Annotated in this window: 15 protein-coding genes; all 15 read right to left on the bottom strand. The window is 39.4% G+C overall.

The features are described 5' to 3' along the window. Positions 1–729: 729 nt before the first annotated feature. Positions 730–2310 (bottom strand): C39 family peptidase, encoded by a 1581-nt coding sequence (locus tag CK797_RS05005; RefSeq protein ID WP_104688662.1) that lies wholly within the window; start codon positions 2308–2310, stop codon positions 730–732. Positions 2311–2473: 163 nt separating this feature from the next. Then, positions 2474–3007 carry a hypothetical protein gene (locus CK797_RS05000; protein ID WP_104688661.1) on the bottom strand — a complete coding sequence of 178 codons (534 nt, stop codon included), beginning with the start codon at positions 3005–3007 and terminating at the stop codon, positions 2474–2476. 81 nt (positions 3008–3088) lie between these two features. After that, positions 3089–4330: an NlpC/P60 family protein gene (locus tag CK797_RS04995; RefSeq protein ID WP_104688660.1), complete on the bottom strand. Its 1242-nt coding sequence runs from the start codon at positions 4328–4330 to the stop codon at positions 3089–3091. Positions 4331–4533: 203 nt separating this feature from the next. Then, positions 4534–6012, bottom strand: a complete 1479-nt coding sequence (locus tag CK797_RS04990) for a glucosaminidase domain-containing protein (protein ID WP_181049522.1) — start codon at positions 6010–6012, stop codon at positions 4534–4536. A 34-nt stretch (positions 6013–6046) separates the two neighbouring features. Beyond that, positions 6047–7138 carry an acyltransferase family protein gene (locus CK797_RS04985; RefSeq protein WP_104688658.1) on the bottom strand — a complete coding sequence of 364 codons (1092 nt, stop codon included), beginning with the start codon at positions 7136–7138 and terminating at the stop codon, positions 6047–6049. Between the two features lie 29 nt (positions 7139–7167). Next, a complete protein-coding gene (locus CK797_RS04980; protein WP_104688657.1) occupies positions 7168–8127 on the bottom strand; it encodes a glycosyltransferase family 2 protein in 960 nt (319 codons plus the stop codon). A gap of 25 nt (positions 8128–8152) precedes the next feature. Next, the gene (locus CK797_RS04975) at positions 8153–9160 is read right to left on the bottom strand and encodes a glycosyltransferase family 2 protein (protein ID WP_104688656.1); all 1008 of its coding nucleotides are present in this window, start codon (positions 9158–9160) and stop codon (positions 8153–8155) included. Positions 9161–9165: 5 nt separating this feature from the next. Beyond that, positions 9166–10593: a flippase gene (locus tag CK797_RS04970; protein ID WP_104688655.1), complete on the bottom strand. Its 1428-nt coding sequence runs from the start codon at positions 10591–10593 to the stop codon at positions 9166–9168. A gap of 5 nt (positions 10594–10598) precedes the next feature. Continuing rightward, positions 10599–11717, bottom strand: a complete 1119-nt coding sequence (glf, locus tag CK797_RS04965) for a UDP-galactopyranose mutase (RefSeq protein ID WP_104688654.1) — start codon at positions 11715–11717, stop codon at positions 10599–10601. Positions 11718–11822: 105 nt separating this feature from the next. Then, a complete protein-coding gene (locus CK797_RS04960) occupies positions 11823–12695 on the bottom strand; it encodes a beta-1,6-N-acetylglucosaminyltransferase (RefSeq protein WP_104688653.1) in 873 nt (290 codons plus the stop codon). Between the two features lie 17 nt (positions 12696–12712). Continuing rightward, on the bottom strand, positions 12713–13333 hold the full coding sequence (locus tag CK797_RS04955) for a hypothetical protein (protein WP_104688652.1): 621 nt from the start codon (positions 13331–13333) through the stop codon (positions 12713–12715). Further along, entirely contained in the window at positions 13284–14519 is a 1236-nt protein-coding gene (locus CK797_RS04950) for a polymerase (RefSeq protein ID WP_104688651.1), read from the bottom strand. The genes CK797_RS04955 and CK797_RS04950 overlap by 50 nt, the downstream gene beginning before the upstream one ends. A 20-nt stretch (positions 14520–14539) precedes the next feature. Continuing rightward, complete coding sequence (locus CK797_RS04945) at positions 14540–15187, bottom strand: sugar transferase (RefSeq protein ID WP_104688650.1); 648 nt, start codon at positions 15185–15187, stop codon at positions 14540–14542. A 12-nt stretch (positions 15188–15199) separates the two neighbouring features. Next, complete coding sequence (locus tag CK797_RS04940) at positions 15200–16129, bottom strand: glycosyltransferase (RefSeq protein WP_104688649.1); 930 nt, start codon at positions 16127–16129, stop codon at positions 15200–15202. Between the two features lie 16 nt (positions 16130–16145). Beyond that, a complete protein-coding gene (locus CK797_RS04935) occupies positions 16146–16913 on the bottom strand; it encodes a DUF4422 domain-containing protein (RefSeq protein WP_104688648.1) in 768 nt (255 codons plus the stop codon). Positions 16914–16926 lie beyond the last annotated feature (13 nt).

The following is a 16926-nucleotide window of genomic DNA, read 5'->3' as shown; positions in this document are numbered from 1 at the left end:
CGTGTGGTAAGATGTTTATAGGTCATTTGTGATTGCCTTTCTTTTGATTAGGGATACTCAAAAGTCTATCACAAATGGCTTTTTTATTTTTCTAACTTAATTTTACAAACGGCGTTATAAAAAGGCGGAATAAGATTGTATGATTTGAGCAGTTATAGAATTGTTAAATACTAGTCAATATGATTGGTCTTTGGTCTTGATCATATAAGAGTGTAAACAAGGCGATCTAAAATTACTTCTGCTGTTTGATTATGCAGTAGTGTTCTGGCTATATAATAATTCATTTTCTTATTTTACGAATCACGTAATAATCGATTCAAAGGATTATTTGGAAATAGTGAGGCTTTATTCTCTTCATAAACGTTTTAAGAATGACCGGTTAATCTGGCTAAGGTTTATCAAGAGCTGTTGGCTGATTAATTGAATTGGTTACTAAAAGGGTTATACCCACTGCCAGTCCGTAAGATTAAAACAGCACAATCGGGTACAAAATCATTTCCAGATTAGAATTCTTCTTTCGTTGAAGAATTTCAATCTCATGAGTCATGAACTACCAAAAAAGAGAACTAGACTAATAGCCAAAGTGGCTTAGTCTAGTTCTCAGAATTCTCTTCATCCTTACCGATTGACAAAGAGCCCTCTATTTCACCTGTATACTCAGAAGCACTATAGCCTATGAAACAGAGGAGAAAAAACGGCAACAAAAACCTATTTTTTAGCTGCTTTAGATTAATAAATTGAAACCGCCTGACCACTCATTTCTCTCTGAATGTGCCATGCAGGAACCCAGGCATTATTCCCTAAGTCATACGCATTACCACCAGTTGAGTGAGCTGTCCAACGACCACGATAACCATATAGTGGGTCATAAACGTGGAAGGACTTATTACGAGCGTTATAACCTAAAATAATCTTGCAGTGGTTACGATTGCCACCAGCATCATAAGCAGACCAGCCATAGTAGAGAACTGGGTGCCCACTTTGAACAACTCGTGCAATATTTGACAGGTTCGTATAAGAGATATCACGAACACCACCAAAAAACTTCCTACCATAAGCGCTCAATGCATTTGGCTGAATAACGTGATTAAATCCAGCACCTGTTACGACGTTACCAGACTGGCCACCAGACCATCCTTGGTTCCGACTACCATATACATTTGGCTCGTTGTGAATCAGATCATACAGATTTGGATAAACATTTCTAATACTCAAAAGCATTGCCAGTGACGCACCTGCGCACCCCCACGGAGCAAAAACCGGTGTATATTGGCTAAAGTAGTGAACATCACTAACTATTCCTGAGTTATCAGCCCAGTGCGCGTCGTAGTCGCCGCCCGCTCCGAGAGCATTGAAGTAAGTATTCGTTGCCCGAACACCACCATTGCCAAAGAAATAGCGATGACCCCAATTACTATACCAGCGATTAGTGTAACGAGCACCATCGTTACCGAAGTAATATACATTACCCCAATTGGTGTAGAACTGATTAGTGTAACGAATACCTTCCTTACCAAAATAGTAGGTGTTACCCCAGTTGTTATAGAATTGATTGGTGTAACGAGCACCATTGTTACCAAAGTAATAAGTATTACCCCAGTTGTTATAGAACTGGTTCCGAGCCATCGTTCCCGTCTTGGAATTGAAATAATAAACATGGTTCCGACTCGTATTGCTTATACCGCCTCTACCATCATTTGTTGGCACTTGCTTACTGTTCAAGAACTGATTAGTTAATCGAACACCGTCACTACCAAAGTAGTAGTAGTGTCCCCAGTTGTAGTACCACTGGTTAGTATAGCGAGCTCCGTCATTACCAAAGTAGTAAAGGTTATTCCAGCCATTTAGGAAACCGGTATAGGCCTCACCCTTATTATTAAACGCATAGGTTTTTCCATTTACGTTCCGATAAGCAAGAGTACCTGCAGTATTACCGGTACCAACTACTTTTTGACCGGCATCATTGTAGTATGACCATTTATGACTAACTGGATTCTGTACTAATCCCTTAGTCGTCGGCGCTGACGACTTAACGGACTTATTATTTGCACCCGCGACAGATTGTTGAGCTGTTACTTGAATATCTTGACTCTGACTATCGTTCTTAACATTTGAAATTGAGCTTCCTGCATTAACGTCTTGCATTGCTGACGACGCTGTTGCCTGCTGCACGGCTACCACCGGTACCTGATCATCAGCATTAACTGATGATGTTACTGTAAAGGTTCCAATAGTAGCCGTTAACGCAGCAGCTGCAACTAGAAGTATTCGTTTGCTATAAAGCAAACATGAATAATTCTGCTGTTTCAATTAAATCTAACCTCCCCTAAATTATACACTCCCAGTATGTCTTCATTGTAAATCCACTAAATAGCTAAATCAAGTATGATATCAGATCACTATTAACACAAAAATAGCCCACACCATAATTTATGGCATTGAGCTATTTAACAAGTTTGCTGTAATTATTAGATTAATTCCCAGTAACAGAACTAGCAGTTACATGATAGGTATGACCGTTCCCAGAAACAGTCCAATTATTAGTTCCATTCTGAGTGGCCGTGTAGCCATCAATCGAATCAATTGACGGGAGGTCACTGGTAGATTGTCCAGCAACACCACGATTATTCAATTGATTCCCGATGTGTTCCTTAACAATATTCTTGGCGTCAGTAGCAGACATGGTTGCTTGTTGGGAACTAGAACTCTGTTTCTGTGGTGTTACACTAGACGATGCTACACCGTTATTGCTAGAGGAAGTTGAAGATACTGCATATGAAGAACTGTCACTGTTAGTCTTGGAATCACTATTCTTACCTGAAGTGGTCGAAGAAGTTGTCTTGCTACTATCTTTCCTAGCTTTTGTAGCATTCTTCTTAGACGTAACCTTACTTGAAGCAACATCTGAATTCTTAGAGGATCCTTGAGAAGAGTTGTTTCCACAAGCGGCCAGAGTCAACATCATTGCGCCCGTTGTTAAAATTGTAACTAACTTTTTTGCTTTCATTTATATACTTTCTCCTTAATTATCCCTATATCAATACTATTATAACAGATTTTCTGGAACGTAACGAACCAAAACGATCAATTACATATTGATGAAGAAACTTGGTTTGAAGTACTTAGAGTAACCAATCTTAACAACATCACCTGGTTCTGGAGCGTGAACATAAGAACCATTCCCAAGGGAAATGGCAACGTGATATGGTGCAGAATCACTACCGAAGAAGAGCAAGGCACCCTTTGGCGCACTAAAAACATTGTAATGGTGGCTACCTAACTTAGTTTGTTGATAAGTCGTTCGGTAATTTGCTCCAAGACCATATGCCCATTGTACCAAACCGGAGCAGTCAAAACCAGCCGGCGTATTACCACCCCATACATAAGGAACACCACGTTGAGAAAGAGCCCGATCAACTTTCTTATCGATCGTATTCTCAGTCAGAATACCAGCATTATCAGCATGGTATTTTGTACCGTTAACAGTAACGTCACGGTTTTGAACCAAGGCACCATCACTACCAAAGTAATACTTGTGCCCCCAGTTGTTGTAGAAACTATTATCTAAACGTGCACCATCATTACCAAAGTAGTAAGTATGTCCCCAATTATTATAGAAACCGTTGTCTAAACGACTACCATCTTTTTGGAAGTAATAAGTGTGTCCCCAGTTGTTGTAGAAGCCATCATCCAGACGAGCGCCATCATTACCGAAATAGTAAGTGTGTCCCCAATTATTGTAGAAACCGTTGTCTAAACGACTACCATCTTTTTGGAAATAGTAAGTATGTCCCCAATTATTGTAGAAGCCATCATCCAAACGCTTCCCATCCTTACCAAAGTAGTAAGTATGATTATTTTGATTAAGGAAATAATCCTTCTGTTGTTGACCTTGATCGTTAAAGTAGTAATTAGTACCATTAATGTTTTGGACACCAGTTGCCTTCTGTCCATTATTGTAGTAATAAGTATTACCATTTTGTGACTGCCAGCCATTTAACTGAGCCGGTTGCGTAGCAGCAACGGCATAGCTAGTACTAGTGTTTGCTGCTGGAGCCTGATTTGCCGCACTGGCGGATACTTCACTTGTAGCAGTTATGGTGGATTCACTAGCTTCAACACTGCTATTGGCAGTAACAGCAGGATCAGCGGACTGTACCGAATCGCTTTGAATCTGTTGAGAAGTAGTAACCGTGTTCTGATCGGTTGCAACATCCGCATTCACAACCGTGGTTGTTGCAATCCCAAATACCATTGCAATAGTAGCAATTGCCATATAGCACCAGTTTTTGCCTTTCTTGAACATTTTCACGTGTGTCCGTTGTTCCATTATGAATGAATCCTACCTTCCTTATTTCTTTAATAAATATTTAACTTCTTAAATGAATTTCAACTTTTATTACTTTATCACAAGTTTCGTAAGCATCGGGGAAAATCAGGTTATTGTTAAGTAACAATAATCTTTGCAATATTATTGTAAATAAAATGTCATATTTAAAAACAAAAAGACCATCTCTGGCCTTTTATAAATGATTATAGACGGAAAGCAACTTGGTCATAGCGAGTCAAATTATACGTGTTAATAATGCTACGTAAAGAGTTTGTATAACTTGAAGCCGTTGCATAGCCATCTGCTCGAATCAAGTAGGTAGCTGTATTAGCATCTTTAACACCAATCAAGTTATGGTAACGACTATTTTGAACGAGAAAGTCAGTGTGGTCTTGAACACTTGCATTGTTATCTGGGTATCGACGGAATGCGTCGTGAATCAATACGTACCGACCACCATACTCCTCATAAGTTGGCATATTTACCGACATGCCGTGGTAACTACCCTTAATTCCAAACAAGTTATGGTAGTTAGCGGAAAGTGAAGACTTCCCCCAAGCACTTTCGAGGATTGCTTGGGCGAGAGTTAAAGAGGGAAGGATCTTGTGTTGAGTCCAGCCCTGGATGGCACCATTAACAATACTTCCGATGAATGCATTAGTGGAGCTCAAGCGTCCCTGACTGTCAAAGGTAAGATCACCGTAACCCAGGTTAACGGTCTGATTTGTTAACCGAGCACCGCCCTTTCCGAAATAATATATATTACCCCAAGCATTCATAAACTTATTATCCCAACGGACACCACCGTTGCCAAAGTAGTAAGTCTGACCCCAGGCATTCATAAACTTATTATCCCAACGAGCTCCATCGTTGCCGAAGTAGTAAGTTTGGCCCCAGGCATTCATAAATTTATTATCCCAACGAGCCCCATCGTTGCCGAAGTAGTAAGTTTGGCCCCAGGCATTCATAAACTTATTATCCCAACGAGCTCCATCGTTGCCGAAGTAATAAGTTTTACCCCAATTATTGTAATACCGATTATCCCAACGAGCTCCGTCATTACCAAAATAGTAGGTTTGACCCCAGTTACTGTAAAATCCATTATTTAATCGTTGACCATTCTTTTGAAAATAATAGGTATGATTGTTTTGAGTTAAGAAGTAGTCTTTTAGCTGTTGCCCCTGGTCGTTGAAGTAATATTGAGCATTCCCGATGGTTTGAGTACCAGTTACTTTCTGACCATTCCGGTAGTAATAAGTTCGACCTTCCTGTGTCTGCCAGCCGTTTACCTGTGCTGGTTGAGCGGCAACCTGAAGTTTGGCTTCAACCTGTGGAGCTGCTGATTGAGCAGCACTGGCTGGTTCGGCGGAAGCTTGTGCTGGCGTATTACTTGCACTGGCCGCTACCACACCAGCCGAAGCATTATCAATATTAGTAGAAACAGCTGAATTATTTGCTGACGCTACTACCGCACTATTGGCTGCTACTGGATCCGAATTAACAGCACTAGAACTAGTCGCGGTACTTTGATTTTGCATAGCCACTGGCTCATTTGCCGCACTATTGGTATCAGCGTTAGCCTGCGTTGAAACATTTAATGCACCAAAAGTAACTGCAACCGTGGCAATTGCCATAAAGCACCAGTTCTTGCCTTTTTTAAACATTTTGTAATGTTTAATCATTAGATAATTTCTCCCCTTTGATTGAATAAAACTATTATAGCATACGATTTTCATCTATTCTAAATCTGTATCTACGATGCATATAAATTGACCTTAAGACCGGAATATGAGGAACTATTAACGTAATAATCGTCACGAAAATAATACGATAAAGTATCCCAACAATAATTGAACCATAGTATGGCATAACTTTACTACAGGAACTCATTATTAGAGGCCAGATCTGGATATAGTCAAGATCAACTAAGTGAAAACAAAATATACTCAGTGATTCAACTCCATAGAAGCACAGTACTGCTTTTACTCCCTTAGAAAAATAATTATCATAATTACTACTAATAAACATAGAAAAACGCATAACAACGTAACTAGATGCAATACCGCCAATTATCCCTATGTACATATTAGGAAAATTAACATTATCTAACCCAAACATACCAATCGTTGCCGTTGCTACCCATAATAAAATTGAAAATAGTAGAAAAATTTTCCCTTTATATCCCAATAAGTTAAACTTTTTAAAAATATAACCTGCAAAGAAGAATACTTGGGCCACTAAAGCTGCATTAATTGACCATGGCAAATATACATACGTCTGCATATACATACCAAAAAAAGCTAAAATTACAATAATGATTCCTTTTATAATTAACCCGTGTTCAGGAATTGGTAGTAACATCACATAATTAAACAACTGGGTTCCTATAAAGAATGCAAGTAAAAACCATATTGCGCCAATTCCTATTATCTTGTAGTGAACAACAGGTAACGTTGCTACAGACCCAATACCATAAATAGAAGAAACGATAAGATCCTTATACGAGAAAATGCGTGAAGGAGCAATTATATTATTATTGTGAAATCGATAAAATGTATATAACAAAAACGCAATAAGCACCGTCCCTATATAAGGAACTATCAAATTAAAATAAGAAGACTTTAAGAACTTCTGTTTATGCTTTTTCTTATACAAGTAGCCACTCAATACAAAGAAAATAGGCATATGGAAAACAAATATAAGATTTGTGAAATATGACGTTGTATACTTTCCCAATGAATGTCCAATTATCACAAACAATATTGCAATTCCACGTGCAATATCAATCCATTCAATTCTTTTTCGCATTTTTACCTCTAAAAAACATTAACTACTTATTAATAATTTGGGGATACTCTCTTTCCCATCCGACCATGAATACCATCACTATACGCTTTAAATAATAATGGTAAGTTATTCTTTGCATAACCATCCAAAATAGATTTAACTGTCTTATGAATTAGTAATAAACGTGGACTAACATTACGAACTAACCAATTCTCACCATATTTTCGTTCAAAAATAATGTTATTCCGTAATGTATAATATGTACGCCAGGTATAACGATCACGTTTAAGCTTTCTTTGCTGCCCCTTTTTGGCTAACTGCCTATGTAGTATTGCGTGCGTAACATAAACAATTTTTGAATACTTTAATAGCCTTTGAGCGTAGTCAGAATCATCATACTCAAGAAAAAAGCCTGCATTAGGGACGCCAACCTTACTTGCTAATTTAGTTTCAACCAATGGACCTTCAAACGGCATATCACCGACAAAATAGTAATCATCCTTCAAAGGGTATTGAATTGCAATTTTTTGCGAATATGGACAGTACTTCAGAAAATTTGAAAAATCCATTTTCTCACAGATAAAATCCTGATGATTAGCATCGTTTCTACTTGGTAACGCTACTTGAGTACCAGTCTCCCGCATAGTTTTCAAAAGCAATTCTAAGCAATTACTTTCTGGCAGAACATCATCGTCCATTATCCATATATAGTCATAATTAAAATTTTCAGCATATCCAATTGCCTTCGCAAAACCACCAGAACCACCTAAATTCTCTTTTGAATTAAAAACAATTTTTGTATCTTGCTCATCCAATTTACCTAGTTCACTTGAGTCGACCACTTGTTTAAAATGATTATCCAATAAGTATTCTAAGGTTTCGTCCGTACTTGCATTATTAAATACGAAAATTCGGGAAATCGGATGGGTTTGTTGTTCCAGCCCCTTTATCACTTTTTTTAAACATTCAATTCTGTTATACGTTACTAAGACCGCACAAACACTTTTCAAAATATTTTCCTCCTTGTAAACTAAATCAACTATGATCATGCAGGCCAGCAAAATTCCACAGAATTGCAAGGCCTCTCGGGAAAAACCAATTGGCCCAATAAATAATTTTATCACGTGGTGGTAGCACATCATTTTGCATGAAGTCGGTTCGATACTTTTTAGCAATTTTCCTTAGATTTTGAAGTAGCTTCTTAGATACCTTTCGACGGTTAGGTGCAGCTTCGATTGCCCGCCATAATGTAACTGCAAACCAACACTTACGTGCATTGACCGCACACTTCACTTGTGGATAAGTTTCAGGTATTAATTGCTGTATTTTGTCAAATGTATCCAAGATACTAATTGCACTCGTGTTAAAAGGTGCACCAATCTGATTTTTGTGAAGCTGACTATTTTCATAACGTATATAATGATACACTGGTCTAGGATTGAAGCTTATTTTTTTACATTTCAACAAGTATTGAATACAAAAAAGTAAATCCTCTGATAAAGTGACGTTTTTGTCAAACTTCAAATCATATTCTTTAATAACTTGAGTTTTAAATAGTTTATTTACCAGATAGCCTTCAAATCCATAACTAACTAAAATATCATGTAATGCCTGCTCTTGCTCTAATATACCCTTTTGCCCTTTTCCGATCATTATAACTTGACCATCAGTATTTTCTTTTTGATATCCACAAATAGCTAGATCACACTTTGGCTCCTTCTCATATTGATCTAACATAGTGCTTAAGTATGTATCATCAACATAATCATCTGCATCAGCAAAAGTAACATACTTAGTATTAACTAGTTTAAGGCCTATATTTCGACTATCTGAAGCACCAGTATTTTCTTTACTAACAACTTTTACATTTGGATTTTCACTATAACTTACTAACTTTTCCAAAGTTCTATCAGAGGAACCATCATTTAATACAATAATTTGATAATTTTCAACATTAGACTGGCTCAGTAAACTATCAATACACCTATTAATAGTTTGCTCGGCATTATAAGCAGTCACTATTACTGAAATACTATTATCCATAAATTTTACCTATTATGTTCCTTTATTAATAATTTTGCCTGATTTATTATTGGTGCTTTTAATATAAATAATCCCAAAACATACACCAATATTCCCAACGTTATCTGCAACATCAAATTAGTAATGGTCATTCGCATAATCTCATCAATTCGTGAAACCACTAAATACATAAAAAAACCACTTAATAAATAACGCCAAATCGGTGCAAATAACTCTCGTCGCCGAATAGTTCCACGAATTAAGAATAACTGCATAACAGTAACAGCAAATTCTGAAATTACCGTGGCCACTGCAGCACCATTCGCTCCATAGTGGGCAATCAAAAACATGTTAGCGATAATATTGACAACTGCTCCCACTGTTACAGAGATTGTAAATTCATGTTCCCGATGAATCGGCATTAAATACTGCGTACCCGTAACGTTACTCCAGGCAATCATTAGAATTGCTGGTGCTTCATAGAAGATTACCCCACCAGTTGGAACATACTGGTTCCCCAAAAACCATGGACCAAACTTATAGGCAATCGCCATTAAACCAAACATCATTGGTACCGAGACTGCCGTCACAAAGTCAAATGACTTATACAGACTGGCTCGCACTCCCTTGATATCACCTGCAGCAAACTTGTTAGCAATATGGGGTAACATCACCGTTCCTGTCGCTGTAACAACCGCCAATACTAACTTAACGATCTTATCACCGAAGTCAAACTGAGAAACGGCTGCTTGAGGAGCCATTCTTCCCAGCATAATCCGGTTAACCACCAGGTAGATCTGCGTGGTAATTGTCGGAACAAATAGGAGTAGCGTTGGGTAAAGGTGTTTAAAGGGCCGCCAATAGCGAATCTTTACCCACTGGATCGACTTACGCAGGTATGGCCATAAGGTTGCACTCCCCGCTAATTGCGCAAAGCCCAGCAGAAAAACGTAGCGTGCTAGGTCATTTTCATTCCGTACCAGGATAAAAATCAGCGCAATCGAGATCAACTTGACGATCGTGTTTCGCGTGACGGTTTTTTTGAAGTCCTCCATCCCCATGAAATACCAAGAGATGTCCAGCCCATAAGCAACAATCCAGAACGCCTGCAGAAGAAAGTAGACCCTGAAAGCACTACTAAACAGCATGACCGCAATCAAGTAGGCGATCAGCGACAGTGAACTGGTCATAATCTGTAAAGAGATAATCTCCCAGAAGATCTTGGAGCGGTCATACTTGTTGTCACGGTGGTAAGCAATTTCCCGGTTCCCATACAAGGCAATTCCGAGCTGACCGACCAAATAAAAAAAAGTTACCCAACCATTCGTGTAGGTATTGATCCCGTTGTTATGGGCCCCCAACACCCGCGATACATACGGGGTGGTGATGACAGGAGCCAGCATCAGGAGGATCTGGTACCCGGCATTATACAAATAGTTTTTAATAACCTTCATTTCTACTAGTCAAACTCCTTATCAACCGCCATCAATGCAGCGTGTAATACCTGGTCCATGTTGTAGTAACGGTACTGGCCCAGGCGACCACCAAACAGTACATTTGGCGTCTGTTCGTTAGCTAGTTTAGCATATTTCTTATACAGTTCATTATTTTGTTGGTTATTAACCGGATAATAAGGTTCATCGCCCCGGTGCCAGTCGGCTGGATACTCATGAGTGATGATCGTCTTGTCCTTATCACCCTTGCCAAACTCAAAGTGCTTATGCTCAATGATCCGGGTAAACGGCGTCTCCGCGTCCGTGTAGTTGATAACCGCATTTCCCTGGTAGTTGCCAACATTCTTTTCCTCGGTCTCAAACTTTAGGCTCCGATACTGAAGTTCACCGAGCTGGTAGCCAAAGAACTGGTCGATCATCCCGGTAAAGACAATCCGGGAATACTCACGCAGGTACTCGTCCTTCTTATCAAAGAAGTCCACACCTGTTTCCACGTCAATCAGGCCACTAGCCAGCATCTTCTCTACAATCTGGGTATAGCCACCGATTGGAATCCCCTGATAAGAGTCATTGAAGTAATTATTATCGTAGGTCAGGCGAACCGGAAGGCGTCGAATGATAAAGGCGGGCAGCTCCGTGGCCTTTTGTCCCCACTGCTTCTCGGTATAGCCCTTGATCAGCTTCTCGTAAATATCACGACCAATCAGTGAGATCGCTTGTTCCTCCAGGTTCCGGGGTTCCTTACCAGCCATTTCCTGACGTTGTTCATTAATCTTATCCAGCGCTTCCTTGGGCGTCCGAACGCCCCACATCTCATTAAAGGTGTTCATGTTGAAGGGCAAATTGTACATCTGACCCTTGTAATTGGCCACTGGACTGTTCGTGTAACGGTTGAATTCCGCAAACTGATTGATGTAGTTCCAAATTTTCTTGTTTGAAGTATGGAAAATGTGCGCACCATACTGGTGAACCTGGATACCGTCGACTTCCTTGGTGTAGATATTACCGGCGATGTGGTCGCGCTTCTCAATTACCTTCACACGCTTACCACGCTTAGCCGCTTCGTAGGCAAAGGTGGCGCCAAAGAGACCGGCACCAACTATCAGATAATCATACTTAATCATAAGTAATCCTCGTTTCATTCTCGATTTATAATCTCATATATTTTAGCAGAGTTTTTCCACTGAAAAAAGAGCCCTATTCATGTAAGGCTCTTTTGTATTCTAAATTTAATTATCCGCATCCAGAAGTTCAATTAATTTATTGGAAATAGGCCGTTCAATCTTCCTTCCCCACCAGTAGTTACCCTGTTTAATTTTGGTAAAGTCATCCTCATCCAAAATTGCCGGTCGGCTACCATGTTTTTCAATTAGCTCAATGAAGCGGTGAATATTCTTGTCAATCCGCAAACGATACTTTGGAGAGTTACATAAAATAGTCTGTAACCACATCTCATCCGAGCAAAAACTAGTTGAAAAAATTTTTTGCAGTTCTGAATGTTTTTCATAATAATCAATGGCATAGCTTAGGGCACCACGTGGAATATCTACCCACTCTTGGCCAGCATAGATTTCTTGGGGGCTTACGTTATACTTTTTTAGCTTATTAACTCGCAATACTGTCTGACTTAACAGTAGTAAACGGTGATAAAGCTTCCCAAATGTAGTTCGACGATTAACTTGATCATAATTGAAATAATACTTGGCCCACCAAATCTCGGGTTCTCCCGTTTTCCGCATATCCAGTGCCCGCCAGTAATTCATATATATCTTGTTATCATCCTCAAATTCCTTATAGATCTCCTTGGGATCCTTTAACGGCCAATCCTGTCCAGAAATTAAATGGAAGTATTCAATTTCCGGATTTTTCAGAGCCATCTTCATCATTTCTACTGTTGCGCGAACTATACTGTAGCTTCCCCACTTCACATCGTATTTTGAGAAGTAATTAACTTTGGCCTTGTCAAGAGAGTTCTTCTGATCTTCATTTAATGTAACCTTTCGATCAAAATGAATATAGATTTCAAACGTCATTGAAAGACGTTCAACTAATTCGATAACCTGATTAATATTCTTATGCGCTAATATTAAAACAGCTTGCATAATCCATAGCCTTTCTACTACCTAACGTATTTATACGATATCCTACTAAATGATATAACCATTCCAGCAATTATCCCTAACGCTAGTCCCACAAGAGTGTATTTTTTAACGGAACTATGGGTCACAACTCCAATATTTTTGGGACTTGCCTTAGAGTAAACATGAACTTCCCCAATTCCTTTTTGCATTTTGGGTAATTCTATTTTAGCAGCTTCGGCTACATTATTTACATAAGCTACGGATTCTTTAGAATTATTGGTTGTTGCTTTAACAGTAATGACCAATGAATCCGGACGACTGTTTGTACTAATACTACCAGACAGGTCTTTTATGCTACTTCTATGCCTTATCTTCTTAGGGAGATGACGATATGCATTAGTCGCAATTTCTCTTCCTTCGATCATATCTCGATAAGTAGGTACCATATTGAGATCAGTTTTAAAAGAAGTATATGCCTGTTTTCCCGTCAAGTTATGGTCAATTACCATACTACGCTCAGCAACGTATGTTTTTGATTCCTTATGTTTTGCAATTAGATAGAAGCAGCTACCTCCTATCAAGGCTAGAATCACTATCATTATTGCATTCTTAAGAACAATCTTTAGAATACTTTCTAAAGTTAAATGCTGATTTTTCATTTTCTTTTCCTTTCTCACATAAAATGTTCGCTAATAATGCCAGTAAAAATGGGTTAAAAGAAAGTTCTAATAAGTGCTGTTCAACTAGGCAACTTAAGGTTACTACCAACATAACTGCAGTAAGTTGGTAAACCTGAAGCTTTACTCCCTTTATTGAAACAAAAACCATTATTAATATATATACTAGTGCTGCAACAATTCCATAAATCATAATCAGACGAAGATATGATGAATCGATGAAAAAATATCCAGCATTATTACGATGAAATATTTGTAAGCCACTACTTCCGCCTAAACCGTGCTCAACAATTTTTTGTCCCCAGAGAGTAACTGAATAAAGATCCATTGCTAGGTGACCGTATCCTAACCTCCCAGATAATAAGCGATCAATCTTAAAATAAATCTTATTCTGAGCATCAAAGAAATACGTCCCCGCAAAAATGGTAAAGGCTAGTAAAGGTATATACATCCAATAAGTAATTAATAAATGATAACTAAGACTATCCTTATTTTTTTGTGCCAGCTTTGCCGACATTAAAATTGGTATCATCAGAACAATACATAATACACTTAAACGTGCATCAGTGATCATCTTAACGAGGTATGCAATCACAAGATATCCACAATAATATCGCCAATTCAGCTTAGAGAAATTTAAATAGGCGTGTGCTAACAACAGATACAAAATATGTGCTGCTAAGTCAGTTGGATAAATAATACCCAATGAGTATCTGACTGCTCTGCCATGAACAACAAAAACGAGGTCCTTTATAACACCTAATAATGAAAAAAACACCACTAAAACTAACAAGACTAAAACTACATAGAAATAACGTTTTACAATCTCATCAAATGCAACATTCCTAGCTGCAAGAATAAAAGCCGTCTCAACTAAAATCAAATTTGAATTAGATCTATGCCATACAACAACTGCTATTAAAAATAAGATAGATGTAATAATTAAACTAATTCTTGAATTTTTCTTTAAGTCAAAAAAGCAGAATTTAGTAATTAGAAGCAAAACTGTAACATAAGAAGCTACGTTAAATACCCTACTACCTAGATAAGGATCAAATGTAGTGTTACGTAAAAAAGAAAAGAAAAGGTAGAAAGACAATATACCTAGGTAAACAAGTTGCCCATTTAGTGGAGCTGTCATTACCTTTTTTAATTGAATAAACTTCAAAGTTAAACTCCCTTAACTCTTTAATACGCCCCATCGCTCTTGAAAATACTGATAATATTTTTAAACATAATCTTTATATCAAATACCAGTGAGGCTTTATCCACATATTCCAATTCCACGTCACAGCGTTCAGGGTACGGAATGTTACTCCGGCCGCTGGACTGCCACAACCCCATGGCCCCCGGTTTAACAGACAAAAACTTATCTACTCGATTTCCATACTCGGATAGCTCATCCTTAACGACCGGCCGTGGACCAATAATACTCATTTCTCCACGCAGAATATTCAAGAACTGGGGAATCTCGTCGATCGACGTTTTCCGCAACCACCGACCTAACCGCGTGATCCGGGGGTCTTCCTCCGGCTCTAGCTTATAATTATTAGCAACATACTTTGCGTACAGTTCTGGATCGTTCTCAAGGATAGCGTCAGCATTGACCACCATCGAGCGGAACTTATAGATCCTGAAAGGTCGCCCATGCCAGCCAATCCGTACCTGTTTGTAAAACAGTGGCCCCTTATTACTGCCAAAGCGACTCAATATAAAGATCGCCAGGAAGATAGGACTGAAGCAGACCAGTGCAACACTGGACAACACGATATCAAAGAACCTTTTCCAGAAAAGGTACGTTTTTGATTGTTGCTTGATTTTTACCTTTTCTTCCATACTCCTATGCCTTTACTTTTTTTCTTTAATGATATAGATTGGCCGCTTTTTCGTCTGCATGTAAATACGGCCGATATAGCGGCCAACAATTCCCAAGCAGAGTAGCTGAATTCCTCCAAGGAGTAACATGATGCAGACTAGGGATGCCCAGCCATTCACGCTGCTTCCCGGAATGACAAGATGACGAACAATCACGACAACTAAACCAATAACTGCAATAAATGCTGACAGGCCACCGAACCAGGTAGCAATTGCTAGTGGCGCCTCTGAAAAATCGGTGATCCCGTCAAAGGCGTATTTGAACAGCTTCCAGGTTGACCAGTCCGTCGTCCCGGCCACCCGCTCAACATTTTTATAGGGAAGGTACTTAGTTTTAAAACCGACCCAGTTAAAGATCCCCTTTGAGAATCGGTTGTACTCAGTCAGTGACAGGACAGCATTCACCATCTGCCGGGTCATCATCCGGTAATCCCGGGCCCCTGAAACGATCTTGGTGTCCGAGATCTTGTTGATAACGTTATAAAACTGATCACTCAGGAAAGACTTAAATCGTGCCTCACCTTTTCGGTCTGTTCGGCGCATCCCCACACAGTCATAGTCACCACTGGATATTTCCTTGTACATGATCGGCAAGTACTCAGGTGGATCCTGGAGATCGGCGTCCATAACTACAACATAGTCGCCGGTGGCCGCCTGAAGCCCTGCGTAAAGCCCCGCCTCTTTGCCAAAATTACGGGAAAACGATACGTAGTGAACCCGGTTAGGATCTGCCTGGTGAAGCTTACGCATCTCCGCCAGCGAATCGTCAGCTGACCCATCGTTGATGAACCAGTACTCAATCTCCACCGGCATCTTGTGGACAACTTTCTCCACTGCCGAATAGAAGAGTGGAATTGACTCCTGCTCATTATAGCATGGAACAACAATCGATAACTTTGGCATCATAACACCTCACTAATTAATGCTCACCATGACCGGTAACCTTCCGTTTCAAGAACTTAGCGATCTTCAGCGGCCAATTTTGCTTCTCAAGAAAGACTCGGTTAACCTCTACCGTCTTGTATTCCGGGTGAGTTCCCAACCAAGTATCGAGCAGGAGTTCACTCAAAAAACCGAAGACCCGCTGTTCGTACGGTGTATAGTCAGCATAGTCAACCTGCTGTTCAACCTTGCCCAGCACCTCAAACAGCCAGCTGCAGTACTCATCCAGAGGCTGTTTTTTCATAATCATCATATTGAAGTAGTGGGCGCTAGTCTGCTTCATCACGTGTTCAAAGGCGGGCACATACTCCGGGTAATCCTTCTTCAATACCTGTCGGGTAATTTCTAGTGGCGCGTGCTCATGAACATGCAGATAATGAGATTCGTTTGTTTCAATGTAATAATGCCGTTTCTTCGGCAAGATTACATCTGCATTCTGGAAAAGCTGTTCAACCTGCTGCTGATTAAGGATAGTTGACAGATCCTTAGAATGACCCAAGGATAGATAACGCCGATAATGAACCAGGCCAAGGGCATCGACGTCGAGATTCTTCCATCCCCAGTAGAGAGCAGTTAATTCATTATAGTGAGGATTCTTCGCAGAAATATTATCTCCTGTGTTGTCACCTTGAAAAGTATGGTTAACCGTCGGATGAATTTCCTTACCGACAAAAATTGGCAGATACATTGGGTCATCCGGCATCCGGTAGTTTTTATGAACGGCAACTAAGATTTTTACTTTCAAGATAGTAAACTCC

Origin of the sequence: Limosilactobacillus pontis, assembly GCF_002940945.1 — a bacterium.
Classification (GTDB): domain Bacteria; phylum Bacillota; class Bacilli; order Lactobacillales; family Lactobacillaceae; genus Limosilactobacillus; species Limosilactobacillus pontis_A.
The sequence above is the reverse complement of the archived record's forward strand: the minus strand, read 5'-3'. Positions and strand labels throughout refer to the sequence as shown.

Coding starts and splice junctions, on each gene's coding strand:
- CK797_RS04990 (WP_181049522.1), bottom strand. CDS start 6,012: ATGATTAAACATTACAAAATGTTTAAAAAAGGCAAGAACTGGTGCTTT.
- CK797_RS04955 (WP_104688652.1), bottom strand. CDS start 13,333: ATGAAAAATCAGCATTTAACTTTAGAAAGTATTCTAAAGATTGTTCTT.
- CK797_RS04975 (WP_104688656.1), bottom strand. CDS start 9,160: ATGGATAATAGTATTTCAGTAATAGTGACTGCTTATAATGCCGAGCAA.
- CK797_RS04940 (WP_104688649.1), bottom strand. CDS start 16,129: ATGCCAAAGTTATCGATTGTTGTTCCATGCTATAATGAGCAGGAGTCA.
- CK797_RS04985 (WP_104688658.1), bottom strand. CDS start 7,138: ATGCGAAAAAGAATTGAATGGATTGATATTGCACGTGGAATTGCAATA.
- glf (WP_104688654.1), bottom strand. CDS start 11,717: ATGATTAAGTATGATTATCTGATAGTTGGTGCCGGTCTCTTTGGCGCC.
- CK797_RS04960 (WP_104688653.1), bottom strand. CDS start 12,695: ATGCAAGCTGTTTTAATATTAGCGCATAAGAATATTAATCAGGTTATC.
- CK797_RS04970 (WP_104688655.1), bottom strand. CDS start 10,593: ATGAAGGTTATTAAAAACTATTTGTATAATGCCGGGTACCAGATCCTC.
- CK797_RS04995 (WP_104688660.1), bottom strand. CDS start 4,330: ATGGAACAACGGACACACGTGAAAATGTTCAAGAAAGGCAAAAACTGG.
- CK797_RS04945 (WP_104688650.1), bottom strand. CDS start 15,187: ATGGAAGAAAAGGTAAAAATCAAGCAACAATCAAAAACGTACCTTTTC.
- CK797_RS05000 (WP_104688661.1), bottom strand. CDS start 3,007: ATGAAAGCAAAAAAGTTAGTTACAATTTTAACAACGGGCGCAATGATG.